This window comes from Paracoccus sp. (in: a-proteobacteria), from assembly GCF_030538695.1.
Lineage (GTDB): Bacteria > Pseudomonadota > Alphaproteobacteria > Rhodobacterales > Rhodobacteraceae > Paracoccus.
In genome coordinates, this window is sequence record NZ_JAUNTN010000029.1 from 21579 (window position 1) to 38862 (window position 17284).

Here is a 17284-nt window from a genome sequence, read left to right on the forward strand (position 1 = left end):
GGCTTACACCCTGCCTTTCGCCCAGAACCGCGTCAAGGCAAGGGGCAGGATCAGCCCGGTTGCCATCGTCACCATGGTTATCGTGATCGTCGCCAGATCGGCGGCGATGATGCCCGCCAGCCCGGCCCGTGCGTCTGCGTCGGCGGTGGTCAGGAGGACCATTGCGCTCATCGCGCGAAAGGCGAAGAGGCCGGGCACCAGCGCCACCACGGCGGCAAAGCCCGCCGCCGCGAAGGGCAGGTTGCGCCACAGCGACAGGGGTGCCAGCACCGCGCCGACGATCAGGCAGGCCAGACCCGAGGCCAGCGCCATCGGCATCGCCGCCTCGTGCATCGCCAGCCAGCGCGCCGCATGGGCGGCGGCGCCGACCAGCATCGGGGCCAGGAACATGCGCGGCGGGGCGGAGAAGAACACGCTATAGGCCAGCGCCGCCGCGGCCGCCGCCGGGATGTCCCACAGAAGCGGGGCCGAGCCGATGGGCTCGGCCGGCGGAAGTGAGCTGCCGCCCAGCAGCAGCCCCGCGACCACGCCCACCGAGATCCCGGCCAGCACCGCCACGGCAAAGCCCAGCCGCGCCAGCCCAAGCTGCACCCGCCCGGCGATCACGTCGAAACAGCCATTTAGCAGATGCGGCCCCGGCACCAGCACCATGCAGGGGCAGACCGCCACCAGCCTTTGCGCCGAGGTCAGGTGCAGGTGATCCGCCAAGGCGCCGAACAGCCCGGCCAGCAGCGCCGCCGCGAAAGCCTGCCAGATGCCGCTTGCGCCAAGCGCCCCCATCCGGCGGCGCAGCAACCCGCCCAGCCCGGCCGCCAGCGCGATCAGCAGCATCGAGGCGGGGACGTCTCCGCCAAAGATCACCGCCAGCGCCACCGCGCCAAGCGCCGCCGCCCCGGCAAAGGTCAGATCGCTGGACGGCGGCAGGTTTGCGGCGCGATCCAGCACGGCGCGGAAATCACCGCGCGGCAGGTGGCCCGCGATCAGATCGTCACAGGCCGCGTTCACGGCGGCAACGCGGGCCATGTTCACGGCATCGGGCTTGCCCGGTGCCATATACAGCGCGCCATTTCTCGCCTGCACCGCAATCCCGTCCCATCCGGGCATCAGCACCAGATCAAGCCCGAAATGCCCGGCCAGCCGCGCGCCGGTCTCCAGCGTCTTGGCCGTGCTTTGGCCATGGGCGTGCAACAGGCCAACGGCCCGCATCAGATCGGCCTTGTCCGCCTGTTCCATGCCGCCCCCTGCATAACCGGCGCGAGTCGCCCCGCGCCGGTGGTGTCGTTATTTATAGACCGGCTGCCACATGGCGTCCTGAACCGCCTGCACGAGGTTGTCCTTGGGCTTCGCCACCCCGTCCCTGACCGCCTGTTTCGCCACCGCAACCGCCACCGTTGCGCTTGACGCCCGCAGGTTCGACACATCCGGCAGCAGCGAAGCGCCCGCCCCGGTCGGATCGACCTGACTGGCCACCGCCTCGGCCGCCGCCAGCAGCATCCCGTCGGTCACATGGGTCGCGCCCGAGACCACCACGCCAAGGCCAAGCCCCGGATAAAGCAGCGCGTTATTCGCCTGCCCGATATGATAGGTAGTGCCGTTATAGGTGATCGGGTCGATCGGAATGCCGGTGGCGATCAGGGCGCGGCCCTCGGTCCAGGGGATGATGTCGGCGGGCATCGCCTCGATTTTCTCGGTCGGGTTCGACAGGGGCAGGATGATCGGGCGATCAACGCCCGCCGCCATCGCCTTGATAACGCCCTCGGTGAAGGCGTTGTGGTCGGTCGAGGTGCCGATCAGGATCGTTGGTTTCACCTGCTCGACCACGGTTTGCAGGCCGATCTTGCCGTCATGGCGGGTCCAGTCCGCGACCTCGGACGCCGGGCGGGCATAAGCCTGCTGATAATCGGGCAGGTCTTTCATATCGTCGGTGACCAGACCGTTGATGTCGATCAGCCAGACCCGCGCTTTCGCCTCTTCCGCCGACAGCCCGTCGCGCATCATCGCGGCGTGGATCTGGTCGGCCATGCCGGTGCCCGCCGTGCCTGCGCCGTAAACCACCAGCCGCTGATCGGCGAAGTTCTGTTTCGTGACCTTCAGCCCCGAGACGACCGAGGAAATCACGATGGCCCCGGTCCCCTGCATATCGTCGTTGAAGATCCGGTATTTGTCGCGGTTGTTCACCAGAATGCGGCGAGCATTCGAGGGCCCGAAATCCTCGAAATGCAGCAGCGCCTTGGGAAACATCTCGGAGGCGGTTTTCAGGTAAAGGTCGATCAGGTCGTCATACCGCTTGCCGGTAATCCGCGCATGGCGATTGCCCAGATAGGCCGGGTCGTTCAGCAATTGCTCATTATCCGTCCCGACATCGAGATTGACCGCAATCACCCGCGCCGGGTCGATCCCCGCCGCCGCCGTATAGACCGCCAGCTTGCCCACCGAAATATCGGTGCCATTCACGCCCCAATCGCCGATGCCCAGAATCTCCTGCGCGTCCGAGACCACGATCAGATCCACGTCATCCGGGCCAAGGCCCAGCGTCTCGAACGACGCCTTCACATCCTCGGGCCGGTCGATGGACAGGTAAACGGCGCGGGACTGGCGGTAATCGCGGCTCCATTTCTTGATCGCCTCGCCGATGGTCGGATCATAGACGATGGGCAGCATTTCCGACAGATGATCGAGGATAACGCGGTAATAGAGCACCTCGTTGCGGTCATGCAGCTGGTCCAGATAGATGTATTTTTCCAGATCGGTCTCGAAACCGGACAGCTGCGCATAGGCCCGCGCGGCCTGCTGGTCCAGCGTCTCCACACCGGCGGGCAGACGCCCGGTCAGGCCCAGTTTCGCGCGTTCTTCATGGGAAAAGGCCGTGCCTTTATTCGTCAGCGGGTCGGTGATGATCTCGGGACGTTTGGTCATAATGCAATCCTTTCGGTGCTGGTTGCTCAGGTGCGCAGGATCCATTCGCGGATCGGCGCGATGGTATAGGCGATGCGCCAGGTATTGCGGTGGCCCGCCGCGCCTTCGGTGCTTTCGCCCGGGGGAATGACGGTGCCTTCGGCAAAGCTGACATAGTTGATCCGCGCGCCCTCAGAGATCAGATCGTCAAAGGCGAACTGGAACTGATCGGCGCTCCACCGCCCATCCCAGACGGCGCGGGCGATATCGGCACCGGCGGCCTCCAGCGCGGCGGTAATGGCGTTCTGGCCGGGAAAGGCGATGGAATCGTCCTGACTGACCAGAATGAACAGCTTCTGCCCGGCCATCGGCGCGACCAGATCAGCGCCCCATTGACAGGCGACCAGAAAGGAGGCGGCAAAGAAATCGGGGTATTTGATGTTCATCGCAATCGACAGCATCCCGCCGCCCGATTGCCCGGTTGTATAAAGCCGCGCCGGGTCGATGCTGTATTCGGTTGTCAGGTGCTTGATCAGATTGATGACCGTGTCCAGCATCGACGAGGTGGTGTTATTGTCGCCCGCCACAATCTCGGCGAATTGCGGGGCCAGCACAAAGGCCGGACGGGCGGCCTGATCCTCGGGGCTGGCCCAAGAAATCGCACCAAGTCCCTGTTTCAGCGTGAACAGCGGATCATCGCTGCACGCGCCCGCGTCATGCATGAAATTGACCAGAGGGTAGGTTTTCGCCGGGTCGTAATCCGCCGGGACAAACAGGTTATAGGGCAGCGTGTCGCCGGTTTCGGGGTCGTTCCAGACATGTTGCTGGAACTCATCCACGATCAGGTTGCGGACCGCATCGGTTTCGATCCTGTCCGGGGCATAAACCGTGGCCTGCGGCGTGGCCCAGATCGTATCGCTGATATTGCGGTCACCCACGTTCCAGTCCGGTCGCCCGCCCTGACCACCCGGACCGGCCTGCATCGGCGTCACGGCAAGGCTGGCATCGGTGTCGGTCTCCGACAGCGCGACGATCACCACCGGACCGCTATCGGCGCGGTCGTCGGGATCGGTTGAACTGGCCGGGTAAACCTCGGTCACGGTGCGGCCTGCCACGGCAAAGGATGCGCCCGCCAGATCGGCGGTGCTAACCGCCGAAGGATAGGTGATCGCCACCGCGACAAAGCGCTGCCCGTCGCCATAAACCCGTGTGACGGCGGTCGCTGATTGCGGGCTCTGCGTCGCCCCGAATGAGGGCGCGGCAATGACAGACAACACGCCGAGCGATGTCACCCCAAGGATAAACTGTCTGCGTGTCGTCATCGAAACCACTCTTTACTCAATGCCAAGTAAACTTGCGTTGTGGCATTTGGTTCCCGCCGCCTATTGCCAGAACCAATGAAAATGACGGTGCTTGCGCGTCGGCGGATGCCGCAGCCCCGCCGTTTCATCCGGGCGCAGCGGCATCATCATCGCGGCCGAGACAACCAGCGTCGCCGCCACAACCCAGAATGCGAGGTGGAAATGCGTCAGCTCGGGGATGTGATGGCTGCCCGCGCCCATCTGCAAAACCAGCGCCGCGACCGAGATCCCCGCCGTCAGCCCGACCTGCTGCGAGACCGCGACAAGGCTGGTGGCGCTTGCCATCTCGGCCTCGTCCGTTTGCGCGAAAACCAGCCCGTTCAGCGCGGTGAACACCAGCGCCTGCGCGAAGCCCGCAACCACGACCAGCGCGATGATGCGCGGATAATCCACCCGATCGATGAAGCCCAGCCCGGCAAATGCCGCTGCGCAGATCAGCGTGCCCCAGACCATCGCCGGGCGGAAGCCGAAACGGTCCAGAATACGCGGGGCAATCGCCTTCATCGCGATACCGCCGATGGCGAATGTGCCGCTGATAAGGCCCGAGGTGACGATGGAGAGGCCAAGGCCCACCTGAAACAGTAGGGGCAACAGAAAAGCCGCCGCGCCGCCGCTGATGCGGAACATGGTGCCCGCCCATGTGCCGACCGCGAAGGTGTGGTGGCGAAACAGGCGCGGATTGACCAGAGCGTCATCTCGCCGCCGCACCCGGCGCAGATAGATCGCCAGTGCAACCAGCCCGACCACCATCGCGGCGATGGCCATGCGGGTGGAAATAAGATGCTCACCCAGACAGGACAGGCCGAACAGCCCCGCGCCAATGGCCAGCCCTGACAGGATAAAGCCGGGCTGATCCAGCGGCTTGACGGGCTCCTTGGGTAATTCGGGAATCAGGATCAGCGCAAGCGTCAATGCCAGCGCCCCGATAGGCAGGTTAATCAGGAAAATCCAGCGCCAGCCCAGTTCCGCCGTCACCAGCGCGCCGACCAAAGGCCCAAGCGCCGGACCGATCAGCGCCGGGATCGTGACCCAGGCCAGCGCCTGCACCATATCGGGCTTCGCCACCCCGCGCAGCACGATCAGCCGCCCGACCGGCACCATCATCGCGCCGCCTGCGCCCTGCACCGCGCGCGACAGCACCAGCCCCAACAGATCAGACTGCATCGCACACAGCATCGATCCGGCCAAAAACACGCACATGGCAGCGACGAAAATCCGCCGCGCGCCGAATTTGTCGGCCAGCCAGCCCGAGACCGGCACCATCGCCGCATAGGAAATCAGATAGGTGGAGAGCGCCAGTTTCAGCGACAGGACCGGCACGCCCAGATCACGCGAGAGCGTGGGCAGGGCCGTGGCCAGCACGGTGGCGTCGGTCGTCTCCATCAGCAGGGCCAGCGCCACCACCAGCGGGATGACGACGCGGGCGCGGAAACTGGCCTGCTCAGTCATGCGATGCCCACTGAGGTTGCGGATCGCCCGCAATAGCCGCCAGACCGTGCGGCGACAGAATCACGACACGGCCCTGATCCAGCCCGATCAGCCCGTTGCTGCGAAACTCACCAAGGCTCAGGCTGACCGTCGGGCGCGAGGCCCCGATCAGCGAGGCCAGTTCCGCCTGCGTAAAGCGCGCGCCGATCCGGGTGCCGGCAGGCGTGGCCTCGCCCAGTTCATCGGCCAGCAGCAGCAATGTTCGCGCCAGACGCGCCGGGACATGGCGGAACACCAGATCCTCGGCCCGCATCTGAAACCGGCGCATCCGCCCGGCGATCTGTTTGGTGATGACCATGGCCGCCTCGGGCCCCGAAGCCATCAGGTCAAGAAACGCCTGCCGGGAAAACCGCCAGACGATGGATTTCTCATGCGCCACGGCGAAACATTCGCGCGGCGCACCGTCAAGGATGGGCAATTCGCCGAACACCTCGCCGCGCACGACAAGGCCATGGGTGAACTCCTCGCCCTCGGGGCTGAGGCCGAAAATCCGGCAGATACCGGATTCCAGCAGGAACACCATTTGCGGGTCCGGGGTCGGGGAAAAGACCGTATCGCCCCGCGCCAGCACCTGAATCTGCGACGATCATCGCAAATCCGCCAGCGCCTCGGCAGGCAGATGGTCAAGCCAGCTTATGGATTTCAGATGCCAGTAACCAGTTTTCATATTCAAAGGGGAAGCCAGATCCGCGCGCGCGTCAAGCGATCAGGCCGGGCCATCCCATCACGGGACAGCCCGCCGGAATTACTTGTCCACAACCGCCCGCAATTGGTCACGGGTATAGCTGGTGCTGAACTCGATATCATCGCCGACCGTTTCCGCGGTGGCATCGGCCAGCGGAATGGCCACATATTTCTCGTCGATACCCAGAAAGCCGCCGACACCCACGACCAGCGCCACGACCTGATTGTCGGCACCAAGCAGCAGATCGTGGACCCTGCCGATCCGCTCATCCCCGGCACCGCGCACATGCGCGTCGATCCACGCGCGGGCCGAACCGTATTCCGCAATCTGGATCTCGTCGATCAGCACGATTTCCGTGATGGCCGGCGCGGTCTGCGCCAGCGCAGGCCCCGAAATCGCCGCCGCCAGCAACAGCGCCGTCAGGCCACTTTTGAGCTGTATCATATCGTTGTCCTTACAAAACCTATGGATCACGACAGGATGCCGCAACCACAAGCAGATTAGACAATTATTCCGGGCCGTCCTGTTAGATAGCTAACATCAAGGGCAACTTAGCTGACCTTTGGCATCCTTGCGCCCGGCGTCAGAAACAACATTCGCGCAACCAGCATATTGCGGTCACTAGCCCATACAGGAAGAGGCGTTCGGAAACTCTGGCATAAGAGCCGCCAGGATCAGTTTCTCAGAGAACCGCCCAGCGTGCCAGAGAGGCGCTGCTGCTCGCCTGCTTTTCCCGTCGCCCTTTATTTTTTTTATTTGGCGTTGGGCTGGATTGTGTAACGCAGAAGATCGTCCCTTGCGAATCTCGCATCTATTCGTATCCATTTGATATTATTGTTGCGGGCGCGCGCAGCCTACAAGGTTGATATTCGCTTCAAATCTCTGTTTGGAATTATTAATTAACGCTTACAGACCTCGACCACTTGGTCGGGGAGCTGCTCAACTGGGCTTAGGTAGTCTTCACTGAGAGCCTCGCAATTCAGAGCGGGCTATCGTTAAGCGCATTGGTCGTGGGGCGCGATCTGCACACCGGAGCGCCGCCCTCGGCCATCAGACGCAAGGCCCCGGATGGCTCTGTTGCACAAATCAGGTTCTGAGAGGAGTTTCCCTTTCCGCGGATAGATTTATCCCCTGGCCTCAGTGACGGGGATGCCGAGCGCGATGAAGCTGTCGAGAATAGCGACGCGCACCTGGAACGCGGCGACCTGACGGTCGAAATCCCGAGCGGTCAGCCGCAGGCCCAGCAGTTTCACACGGTGCATTTTGGTCTCGACGCGGCTCCGACGGTGGTAGCCGCTCCATCGTCGCCAGATGGTCCGACCAACGCGCTTTGATGTGCGCAGGATTTCGTTGCGCGCGACGGCACCGGCAGCATATGGCTTTCAGGGCCTCACGCCCCAAGAGTACATTTGCAAGATCTGGATACCCGAGCCGGACAGATTCATCCTAGATCCGATCCACCAGATGCCGGGACTGAACACCCAGGGGCAGTACGCGGACCGCCCGGCTCTGGACCTATGGTCCTTTATAGAAAGAGCCCCTTCGGCTCTCTGCTACTTCTCCATCGACCGCAGGATGGAGCACCCAACCTAGCATCTGGCGGGATGGACCGGCATTCTGCGGGCCGATGTTTATAGCCGCGACAACGGCATGTACGATGCGCCCAACAAATCCGCACCCGTCCGCCGTGCTGGTCATATGCCCAACGCAAGTTCCTCGAACTGGCCGACAGCAAGACCCCGGCCCGCAAGGGCAGATCGGTCGCCGGGGAGATATTTCCAATCGCGCAGAATGAACGCCTGATCCTAGAGTCAGACCTCACAGGCAATAGATGAGGGTTGCGGCGAGGGCGCAGGCTGAGAGGAGCAGGATCGAGCACCCAGGTCGCCACCGGCACGCCGCCGATATTGGCGAGGGTCAGGCCCATGAACATGGTGGCCACCGCGCTGGCCTGACGCCCGGGCGCGACCACACTGGCCGCCACCACCGCGCCAAGGCCAAAGAACGCCCCATGGCTCAGGCTGGTCACGACCCGCGCGGCCAGCAGCGTCCAGTAGCCGGGCGCAAGCGCCGACATGACATTGCCCAGCACAAATATCGCCATCAGCACCATCAGCGCCGCGCGCTTGCCAAAGCGGGCAAAGACCAGCGTCATCACCGGCGCGCCGAGCATGACGCCAATCGCATAGGCGCTGACCAGCATCCCAGCCGAGGGGATGGACACGCCCACCCCTTCGGCGATTACGGGCAGCATCCCCATGGGCGAGAACTCGGTCACACCAATGCCAAAGGCGCCCGTGGCAAGGGCCAGAAGCGGCCAGTTGATCTTCGGTTTCATCGCGGTTTCCTTATATGTTCCGGTCTTGGGAAAGGCGGGCCAGACGGCTACCGGGCCGCGCCAAAGCTGGCAACGCGGCGTCCTTTCCTGCGTTTGAGGCCAGATAGGCCCTGCGCGAGGGCTTGATAATCCGCAGAATTGGAACATGATCTGTGAAATGGTTTCACAGGATGGATCATGGACAACCGGGCGGGCGAAATGCAGGTCTTCCTGCGCGTGGTCGAAACCGGCAGCTTTTCCGGGGCCGCGCGGCAGATGCGGATGACGCCCTCGACCATCTCGAAGCTGATCGGTCGAATTGAGGCGCGGCTGGGGGTTCGCCTGCTGGAACGCTCGACCCGCCGCCTGTCGCTGACCCGCGAGGGGCGGGTTTACTATGAACGCAGCCAGGCCCTTCTGGACGAGTTGGACGCGGTGGAACAAGAGCTGTCGCGGGGCGCAGCCAGCATCAGCGGCGTGGTGCGGGTGACGGCCTCGGTCGGCTTCGCGACAGTGGCGGTCGAACCGCTTTTGCCCGCATTCTGGGCCGAATATCCGAATATTACCGTTGATCTGTCGATCTCGGACGAGGTGGTGGACCTGTATCTGGACCGCACCGATGTGGCGTTTCGCGTGGGTGCCCTGACCAGTTCCAGCCTGACGGCGCGCAAGCTGGGCACCGCGCCGCGCATGATCGTGGCCTCGCCCGACTACCTGCGCCGCGCGGGCATGCCTCAGCGCGAGGACGATCTGGCCCGCCACGCCCGCCTCGGCTTCAGCTTTCGCCGCAGTTCGCCTCTGGTCGGGCCGCGCGGAGGCGAGAGCGATTACGGCTCCTGCCCGCTGCTCGCCAATAACGGCGAGACGGTGCGGCGCATGGCGCTGGCAGGTATGGGACTGGCGCGGATGGGCGAGTTCCACGTCCGCGCCGATCTGGCCCGCGGCGCGCTGGTCGAGGTGCTGGCCGGCGCCATCCCCCGCGACCACGAAGACATCCACCTGCTTTTCCCAACCCGAACCCATATGCCCCACCGCACCCAAGCCTTCATCGACTTCATGACGCCAAGGCTGAGGGCCTTTGTCGGCGGCTGAAGGGGGGGCATTCTGCAAAGATCGTCCCGCGATGCGACCGAATTGTCCGAATATCGGACAGTTGCCGGACAAAATCCCATGGCAGGCTGGCGAAACACGGCTCATGGCAGATCGTCGGACTTGACTCATCCGCATAGGGCTGTCGTCAAATATGGTTTCCATTCGTTCGGGGGAGGGACTGATGGGACTAAACATCACCAAGCGTGATTGGGAAGAGTTCATCGCGATTGGCAAGGTGCCGCAGACGATCCGTCAGGATGTGCTGGGCAGTTGGCGCAGATCCGGCACGGCGGGCATATGCGAGATCAAACGCGCGCCACGGCTGGCCGAGGGGGAGTTGCTGACCCTGCGCGCTCAGGCCCGGCGGCTGCGGCGCGGGGCGCAAAATGCGCTGGCGCGGGCGGGCTATCTGCTGAACCATACCGGCAACATCGTGTTGCTCTGTGACCGTTCGGGCGTCGTTCTGGATGCGGGGGGCGATTCAGAAACGCTTGCTTTAGGGCGCGAGGATCACCTGCATCTGGGCGGCAACTGGACCGAAGGCGCGGTGGGCACCAATGCCATCGGCACCGCGCTGCACCTGCGCCGCCCGATCCAGATCAGCTCGTTCGAGCATTACTGCGAGGCGATCCAGCGCTGGAACTGCGCCGCCACGCCGATCACCGACCCGGCCTCGGGGGCGCTGCTGGGGGTGCTGGATATCTCATGGCCCGACGATCTGGCGCAGCCCAATGCCACCGCGCTGTCGGCATCGCTGGCCGCGCAGGTGGAATCCGACCTAACCCGGATGCTGGCCATCGAACATGAAACCCTGATGGAGCGGCTGCACCTGCGTCGCTTGCGCCGGGGCAATGAACCGATGCTGGTCATGGATCGCAGCGGCGCGGATGTGTTCGCAACCGATAACTTTCTGCGCTTTTGCGATGATGATACCGCGCTGGCGCATCTGCGGGCGCAGGTTGCGGCCCTGATCGACCAGCCTGCCGATATCATTGCCGAGGCGCTGAGCGATTGCCTGCCTGGCACCGACCTTGAGGTGATCGGATCGCCCGATGATGCCATCGGGGTTATGCTGTCTCTGCGGCGGGGGCGACGCAAGCCGGTCGATCCGGCGGCTGAACTGGACCAGATCGGTCGCGCGGGGGCGGTGTCCGCGGCGCTCTGCGCACAGGCGCAACGGCTGGCGCGCACTGAAATCCCGCTGCTGATCGAGGGCGAAACCGGCGCGGGCAAGACCTTTCTGGCGCAGGCCATTCACCGCGCCAGCCCGCAGGCGGCGGGTCCGTTCGAACTGATCGACTGTTCGATCCTGACCGAACAGACCCTGCGCGAGGATCTGGCGCATGGACACCGGCAGATCATCACGGGCGGCGGTATCCTGTGCCTGAACAGCCCCGGCGCGGCCCCGCCCGAGGTGCAAAAACTGCTGCTCAGCCTGATCGAGACCGCCATCACCGCCGGGATGCGCCCGATCACCCTATCGAACCGCTCGCTTTACGAGGCGATGGAAAAGGGCAGCTTCCGCAGCGATCTCTATTATCGCATCGCGGTTGCCCGGCTGGACATTCCGCCGCTGCGCGAGCGCCCCGACGAAATCGTGCCGACCCTTCGGATGATCGCGCGCCATCATGCCCAGCAGGCCGGGGGGCGCGATCTGACCTTCACCTCGGGCGCGCTGACGGCAATTGCGGGCTATCACTGGCCGGGCAATCTGCGCGAGATGTCGAATCTGGTTGCCACGCTGGACGCGCTGTCGCCCACCGGGTTGATCGACGCGAAAATGCTGCCGCCCGAGATTCGCCAGCCCGCCCGCCACCAGCCCGAAGAACGCCTGCGCGATCACGAACGCAGCCGTATTCTTGAGGCGGTGGACGCCGAGGGCGGCAACCTGACCCGTACCGCGAAACGTCTGGGGATCGCGCGTTCGACGCTGTATCTCAAGCTGGACTCCTACGGCGTCTCTCGCATCCGCAGCGAATAGCGGACGCGTCCGCAGCATGACCGTTCGACTGATCGAACATCGGACAACCCGGACGGTCCGCGTGATTCCATCCTGATCCTGTGCCGCATCATTCAGCGGCGCAGGAGATGGGAGGAAACAAACCGTGCCATTGGACAAAAAGAACGGCCGGACCGTGCAGGTGCTTGGCATCGACGCGGGCGGCACCATGACCGACACGTTTTTCGTGGACAGCGACGGCGATTTCGTCGTCGGCAAGGCGCAATCGACGCCGCAGAACGAGGCGCTTGGCCTGATCGAATCCAGCCGCGAGGGGCTGGAGCATTGGGGCCTGACGCTGGACGAGGCGCTGGGGTCCATCCAGACCGGGGTCTATTCCGGCACCGCGATGCTGAACCGCGTAGTGCAGCGCAAGGGTCTGAAAACCGGGCTGATCGTCAATGCGGGGATGGAGGATTTTCACCGCATGGGCCGCGCCATTCAGGCCTATCTGGGCTTTGCCTATGAGGACCGGATTCACCTCAACACCCATTATTACGACGAACCTCTGGTGCCGCGCCACCTGACGCGCGGCGTGATGGAACGGGTGGATATGTTCGGCACCGTCGTCATCCCGCTGCGCGAGGAGGACGCCCGCAAGGCCGCGCAGGATCTGATCGCGCAGGATGTGGAAGGGATCGTGATTTCTTTCCTGCACAGCTATCGCAATCCGGGCCACGAACGCCGCGTCCGCGACATCGTGAAGGAGGAAATCGAAAAGGCGGGCAAGGAAATCCCGGTTTTCGCCTCGACCGACTATTACCCGGTGCGCAAGGAAACCCACCGCACCAACACCACCATCCTTGAGGCTTTCGCCGCCGAACCCAGCCGCCAGACGCTGAAAAAGATCAGCAGCGCGTTCAAGGAAAACGGATCGAAATTCGATTTCCGCGTGATGGCAACGCATGGCGGCACGATCAGTTGGAAGGCCAAGGAACTGGCCCGCACCATTGTGTCAGGCCCCATCGGCGGCGTGATCGGCGCGAAATATCTGGGCGAGGTGCTGGGCTATAAGAACATCGCCTGTTCGGATATTGGCGGAACGTCCTTCGACGTGGCGCTGATTACGCAGGGCGAATTGACGATCAGGAACGACCCCGACATGGCGCGTCTGGTGCTGTCGCTGCCCTTGGTTGCGATGGATTCGGTCGGCGCGGGGGCGGGTTCCTTCATCCGTCTGGACCCCTATACCAAGGCGATCAAGCTGGGGCCTGACAGCGCCGGTTATCGCGTTGGTGTCTGCTGGGCGGAATCCGGCATCGACACGGTGACGATTTCGGATTGCCACGTCATCCTTGGCTATCTGAACCCCGACAACTTCCTGGGCGGGCAGGTGAAACTGGACCGTCAGCGCGCATGGGACGCGATGAAGGAACAGATCGCCGATCCGCTGGGCCTGTCGGTCGAGGAGGCCGCCGCCGGTGTCATCGGACTCTTGGACAGCGATCTGCGCGACTATCTGCGCTCGATGATCTCGGGGAAAGGCTATTCGCCATCGTCCTTTACCTGCTTCAGCTATGGCGGCGCGGGGCCGGTGCATACCTATGGCTATACCGAAGGTCTGGGTTTCGAGGATGTGATCGTTCCGGCATGGGCCGCCGGTTTCAGCGCATTCGGCTGTGCTGCGGCGGATTTCGAATACCGTTATGACAAATCGCTGGACATCAACATCGCCGAGGACGCCAGCGACGATCTGAAAGCGGCGGACGCGAAAACCCTGAACGACGCCTGGCACGAATTGACCGAACGCGTGTTGGAGGAGTTCGAGCTGAACGGCTATACCCGCGATCAGGTGCAGTTGCAGCCCGGATACCGGATGCAATATCGCGGCCAGTTGAACGATCTGGAAATCGAAAGCCCGATCGAAAAGGCCAAGGATGCCGCCGACTGGGACAAGCTGGTCGATGCGTTCAACGATACCTATGGCCGGGTTTACGCCGCATCGGCGCGTTCGCCCGAGCTGGGGTATTCGATCACCGGCGCCATCATGCGCGGCACCGTGCCGATCCCGAAGCCCAAGATCCCGAAAGAAACCGAGGGCGACGCAACCCCGCCCGAGGATGCGAAACTTGGCACCCGCAAGTTCTATCGCAAAAAGCAATGGGTCGATGCGCAGCTTTACCAGATGGAAAAACTGCTGCCCGGCAACCGCATCACCGGCCCCGCCATCATCGAATCCGACGCGACGACATTCGTTGTCCCCGGCGGCTTTGAGACATGGCTGGACGGTCACCGCCTGTTCCACCTGAAAGAAGTGTGACGGGCAAGGGAGGATTACCAATGAACGTGCAAACCAAAGTCAAAGGCATCGTGCGCGGCGGACAAACGCTGAAACAGCACCGCGACGAGATCATGGATGCCACCAAAAAGACCAAACATTACGCCGGTCTGCAAAAGCTGGAGCTGCGCGACAGCGACCCGATCATGTATAACAAACTGTTCTCGCGCCTTCGGGCCGGGGTGGTCGACGCGCGGGAGACGTCGAAAAAGATCGCGGCCAGCCCCATCGTGGAACAGGAAGGGGAACTTTGCTTTACGCTCTATAACGCGGCGGGCGATGCGATCCTGACCTCGACGGGGATCATCATCCACGTTGGCACCATGGGTGCTGCGATCAAATACATGATCGAAAACGACTGGGAATCGAACCCCGGAATCCGCGACAAGGACATCTTTTGCAACAATGACAGCCTGATCGGCAACGTCCACCCCTGCGACATCCACACCATCGTTCCCATCTTTCACGAAGGCGAGCTGATCGGCTGGGTCGGCGGCGTGACACATGTGATCGACACCGGCTCGGTCGGGCCGGGGTCCATGTCCACGGGTCAGGTGCAGCGGTTCGGGGATGGCTATTCCATCACCTGCCGCAAGATCGGCGAAAACGACACGCTGTTCCGCGACTGGCTGCATGAATCGCAGCGGATGGTGCGCACGACGCGCTATTGGATGCTGGACGAGCGCACCCGCGTCGCCGGTTGCCACATGATCCGCAAGCTGGTCGAGGAAGTCATCGCCGAAGAAGGGATCGAGGCTTATTGGAAATTCGCCTATGAATCGGTGGAACATGGCCGCGTCGGCCTGCAAAACCGCATCAAGGCGATGACCATTCCCGGCACCTATCGTCAGGTCGGTTTCGTCGATGTGCCCTATGACCACGAAGACGTGCGGGTTCCGTCCGACTTCGCCAAGGTCAACACGATCATGCACACGCCGTCGGAGATGACCATCCGCCCGGATGGGACATGGCGGCTGGATTTCGAGGGGTCATCCCGCTGGGGCTGGCACACCTATAACGCGCATGCCGTGTCGTTCACATCCGGCATCTGGGTGATGATGACCCAGACGCTGATCCCGACCGAGATGATTAACGACGGCGCGGCCTATGGGACCGAGTTCCGGCTGCCGAAAGGCACCTGGATGAACCCCGACGACCGGCGCGTGGCCTTCAGCTATGCGTGGCACTTCCTCGTGTCGTCCTGGACATCGCTGTGGCGCGGGTTGTCACGCAGCTATTTCGGCCGCGGCTATCTGGAAGAGGTGAACGCGGGCAACGCCTATACCGGCAACTGGCTGCAAGGCGGCGGGTTCAACCAGTATGACGAAATCCATGCCGTCAACAGCTTTGAATGTGCCGCCAACGGGGTCGGTGCCAGTGCCGTGGGTGATGGCATCAGCCATGCCGCCGCAATCTGGAACCCCGAAGGCGACATGGGCGACATGGAGATCTGGGAACTGGCCGAACCGCTGCTGTATCTGGGCCGCGAGATCAAGGCGTCGTCCGGCGGTGCCGGCAAATATCGCGGCGGCTGCGGTTATCAGTCCCTGCGCATGGTCTGGAACGCCAAGGACTGGACGATGTTCTTTATGGGCAACAGCAATATCAGCACCGACTGGGGGCTGATGGGTGGTTATCCGGCGGCATCGGGCTATCGTTTCCAGGCCCATGACACCAACCTGAAGGAGATCATCGCAAACGGCGGCAAGATCCCGTCCGGCGGCGATACCGACCCGCAAAGCCCCGTCTGGGATGCGATGCTGCCCGACGCGAAGATCAAGCGCGACAAGCAGGCCATCACCACCGAGGCGATGTTCAAGGATTACGACCTCTATCTGAACTATATGCGGGGCGGTCCGGGCTTTGGTGATCCGCTGGAACGCGAACCGGCATCGGTCGCCAAGGATGTGAACGAAGGCTATCTCATCGAACGCTTTGCCGCATCGGTTTACGGTGTCGTGCTGGCGAAAGGCGCGGACGGCCTGTTCACCGCCGATGAGGCCGCGACAACGGCGAAACGTGCGGCTATCCGCAAGGATCGTCTGGCCAAGGCCGTGCCGACCCGCGACTGGATGGCCAAGGAACGCGAGAAAATACTTGCCAAGGATGCCGGGCTGCATGTCCAGCAGATGTTCGCGGCCAGCTTCAAGCTTGGCCCGCGGTTTGAGCAGGATTTCCGCAAGTTCTGGGATCTGCCGGAGGATTGGCAGCTTTTGGAAGGCGATCTGCCGATCCCGTCCTATGGCCGCGAATATTCGATGGACCTTTCCGAACTGCCGGACGTGAAAACCGTCCAGTTCGTCGAGGAATGATCCCATCGGGCGCCGCCCCTCCCCCCGGCGGCGCCCGACCCAGACAACAGGAGAGTTAAAATGGCCTATACCAAAGCCAAGATCAAAGACCTCGTGGACGGCACCATCGACCGCGACACGCTGCAAACCATGCTGTCCACGCCCAAGGACAAGGAACGGTTCCAGATGTATCTGGAAATCCTGCAAGAGCAGGTGCCGTGGGATGACAGGATCATTCTGCCGCTGGGGCCAAGACTGTATATCGTGCAGCGCGCATCCGACAAGAAATGGGTCATCAAATCCCATGCCGGGCACGAGTTTTGCGACTGGCGCGAGAACTGGAAACTGCACGCAGTCATGCGGGTGCGCGACAGCGCCGAGGCGATGGAGGAACTCTATCCCCGCCTGATGGCCCCCACGACCGACTGGCAGGTGATCCGGGAATATTACTGCCCCAAATCCGGCGACATGCTGGATGTCGAGGCCCCGACGCCCTGGTATCCCGTAATCCACGATTTCGAGCCGGACATCGACGCGTTCTACACCGAATGGCTGGGGATAGAGGTGCCCGAACGCGCCGCCTGAGCGAGAGCGATACCGGAAACGGCGGCGGGGAAACTCGTCGCCGTTTTTTGTGATTGCTTTAATGCTGGTTGCCCGGCTCGGGGTCGATGCTGCTATCGGCCTCAGGGGTGATGCGACCGCTGGTAACGGCCTTGCGCACCGCCGCCTCGCTGACCCCGCGGAGGGTTGCGTATTGGCGGCGGGAAATGCCCATGGGGGTGGATTCCTGTGGTTCGGCGGCGGGTGGTGGACATGCATCCGCCCGTCCCGCTGCGTCGTGATTATTATTCAAGAACAGGTGCTTATTGAGTTGA

Annotated in this window: 11 protein-coding genes and 4 pseudogenes; 6 read left to right on the forward strand and 9 right to left on the reverse strand. The window is 63.1% G+C overall.

Annotated elements, in window-relative coordinates:
* Nucleotides 1-3 precede the first annotated feature (3 nt).
* The 7 genes and pseudogenes from Q4G24_RS14750 to Q4G24_RS14780 all read right to left on the reverse strand — a co-directional run.
* The gene (locus tag Q4G24_RS14750) at nucleotides 4-1233 is read right to left on the reverse strand and encodes a threonine/serine exporter family protein (RefSeq protein WP_303367306.1); all 1230 of its coding nucleotides are present in this window, start codon (nucleotides 1231-1233) and stop codon (nucleotides 4-6) included.
* Between the two features lie 48 nt (nucleotides 1234-1281).
* Nucleotides 1282-2961, reverse strand: a complete 1680-nt coding sequence (locus tag Q4G24_RS14755) for an NAD-dependent malic enzyme (protein WP_303367307.1) — start codon at nucleotides 2959-2961, stop codon at nucleotides 1282-1284.
* Nucleotides 2943-4217 (reverse strand): PHB depolymerase family esterase, encoded by a 1275-nt coding sequence (locus Q4G24_RS14760; RefSeq protein ID WP_303367308.1) that lies wholly within the window; start codon nucleotides 4215-4217, stop codon nucleotides 2943-2945. The genes Q4G24_RS14755 and Q4G24_RS14760 overlap by 19 nt, the downstream gene beginning before the upstream one ends.
* Before the next feature lie 60 nt (nucleotides 4218-4277).
* Complete coding sequence (locus Q4G24_RS14765) at nucleotides 4278-5705, reverse strand: MFS transporter (protein ID WP_303367309.1); 1428 nt, start codon at nucleotides 5703-5705, stop codon at nucleotides 4278-4280.
* The gene (locus tag Q4G24_RS14770; RefSeq protein ID WP_303367310.1) at nucleotides 5698-6315 is read right to left on the reverse strand and encodes a Crp/Fnr family transcriptional regulator; all 618 of its coding nucleotides are present in this window, start codon (nucleotides 6313-6315) and stop codon (nucleotides 5698-5700) included. Before Q4G24_RS14770 ends, Q4G24_RS14765 begins: the two co-directional genes overlap by 8 nt.
* A 174-nt stretch (nucleotides 6316-6489) precedes the next feature.
* The gene (locus Q4G24_RS14775) at nucleotides 6490-6873 is read right to left on the reverse strand and encodes a PRC-barrel domain-containing protein (RefSeq protein WP_303367311.1); all 384 of its coding nucleotides are present in this window, start codon (nucleotides 6871-6873) and stop codon (nucleotides 6490-6492) included.
* Nucleotides 6874-7553: 680 nt separating this feature from the next.
* Nucleotides 7554-7820, reverse strand: a pseudogene (locus Q4G24_RS14780) (IS5/IS1182 family transposase); the annotation flags it as partial.
* A 148-nt stretch (nucleotides 7821-7968) separates the two neighbouring features.
* On the opposite strand from Q4G24_RS14780, the pseudogene Q4G24_RS14785 reads away from it, so the two are divergent.
* Nucleotides 7969-8216 (forward strand): annotated as a pseudogene (locus Q4G24_RS14785) (transposase); the annotation flags it as partial.
* Between the two features lie 98 nt (nucleotides 8217-8314).
* Here the strand turns inward: Q4G24_RS14785 and Q4G24_RS14790 are convergent.
* Nucleotides 8315-8914: pseudogene (locus tag Q4G24_RS14790) on the reverse strand (MFS transporter); the annotation flags it as partial.
* Between the two features lie 30 nt (nucleotides 8915-8944).
* Between Q4G24_RS14790 and Q4G24_RS14795 the strand changes: the two are divergent.
* The 5 genes from Q4G24_RS14795 to Q4G24_RS14815 all read left to right on the forward strand — a co-directional run bounded on the left by Q4G24_RS14795 (nucleotide 8945) and on the right by Q4G24_RS14815 (nucleotide 16991).
* Entirely contained in the window at nucleotides 8945-9838 is an 894-nt protein-coding gene (locus Q4G24_RS14795; RefSeq protein WP_303367312.1) for a LysR family transcriptional regulator, read from the forward strand.
* A gap of 181 nt (nucleotides 9839-10019) precedes the next feature.
* Entirely contained in the window at nucleotides 10020-11819 is a 1800-nt protein-coding gene (locus tag Q4G24_RS14800) for a sigma-54-dependent Fis family transcriptional regulator (RefSeq protein WP_303367313.1), read from the forward strand.
* A gap of 124 nt (nucleotides 11820-11943) precedes the next feature.
* A complete protein-coding gene (locus Q4G24_RS14805) occupies nucleotides 11944-14097 on the forward strand; it encodes a hydantoinase/oxoprolinase family protein (protein WP_303367314.1) in 2154 nt (717 codons plus the stop codon).
* Between the two features lie 20 nt (nucleotides 14098-14117).
* Nucleotides 14118-16427: a hydantoinase B/oxoprolinase family protein gene (locus Q4G24_RS14810; RefSeq protein WP_303367315.1), complete on the forward strand. Its 2310-nt coding sequence runs from the start codon at nucleotides 14118-14120 to the stop codon at nucleotides 16425-16427.
* Nucleotides 16428-16487: 60 nt separating this feature from the next.
* Nucleotides 16488-16991, forward strand: a complete 504-nt coding sequence (locus Q4G24_RS14815; protein WP_303367316.1) for an acetone carboxylase subunit gamma — start codon at nucleotides 16488-16490, stop codon at nucleotides 16989-16991.
* Nucleotides 16992-17049: 58 nt separating this feature from the next.
* On the opposite strand, the pseudogene Q4G24_RS14820 reads toward Q4G24_RS14815, so the two are convergent.
* Nucleotides 17050-17284 (reverse strand): annotated as a pseudogene (locus Q4G24_RS14820) (hypothetical protein); the annotation flags it as partial.

Excerpts from the sequence above, each read along its gene's own strand:
- Q4G24_RS14750 (WP_303367306.1), bottom strand. The coding sequence starts at position 1,233 with ATGGAACAGGCGGACAAGGCCGATCTGATGCGGGCCGTTGGCCTGTTG.
- Q4G24_RS14755 (WP_303367307.1), bottom strand. The coding sequence starts at position 2,961 with ATGGATCCTGCGCACCTGAGCAACCAGCACCGAAAGGATTGCATTATG.
- Q4G24_RS14760 (WP_303367308.1), bottom strand. The coding sequence starts at position 4,217 with ATGACGACACGCAGACAGTTTATCCTTGGGGTGACATCGCTCGGCGTG.
- Q4G24_RS14765 (WP_303367309.1), bottom strand. The coding sequence starts at position 5,705 with ATGACTGAGCAGGCCAGTTTCCGCGCCCGCGTCGTCATCCCGCTGGTG.
- Q4G24_RS14775 (WP_303367311.1), bottom strand. The coding sequence starts at position 6,873 with ATGATACAGCTCAAAAGTGGCCTGACGGCGCTGTTGCTGGCGGCGGCG.
- Q4G24_RS14795 (WP_303367312.1), top strand. The coding sequence starts at position 8,945 with ATGGACAACCGGGCGGGCGAAATGCAGGTCTTCCTGCGCGTGGTCGAA.
- Q4G24_RS14800 (WP_303367313.1), top strand. The coding sequence starts at position 10,020 with ATGGGACTAAACATCACCAAGCGTGATTGGGAAGAGTTCATCGCGATT.
- Q4G24_RS14810 (WP_303367315.1), top strand. The coding sequence starts at position 14,118 with ATGAACGTGCAAACCAAAGTCAAAGGCATCGTGCGCGGCGGACAAACG.
- Q4G24_RS14815 (WP_303367316.1), top strand. The coding sequence starts at position 16,488 with ATGGCCTATACCAAAGCCAAGATCAAAGACCTCGTGGACGGCACCATC.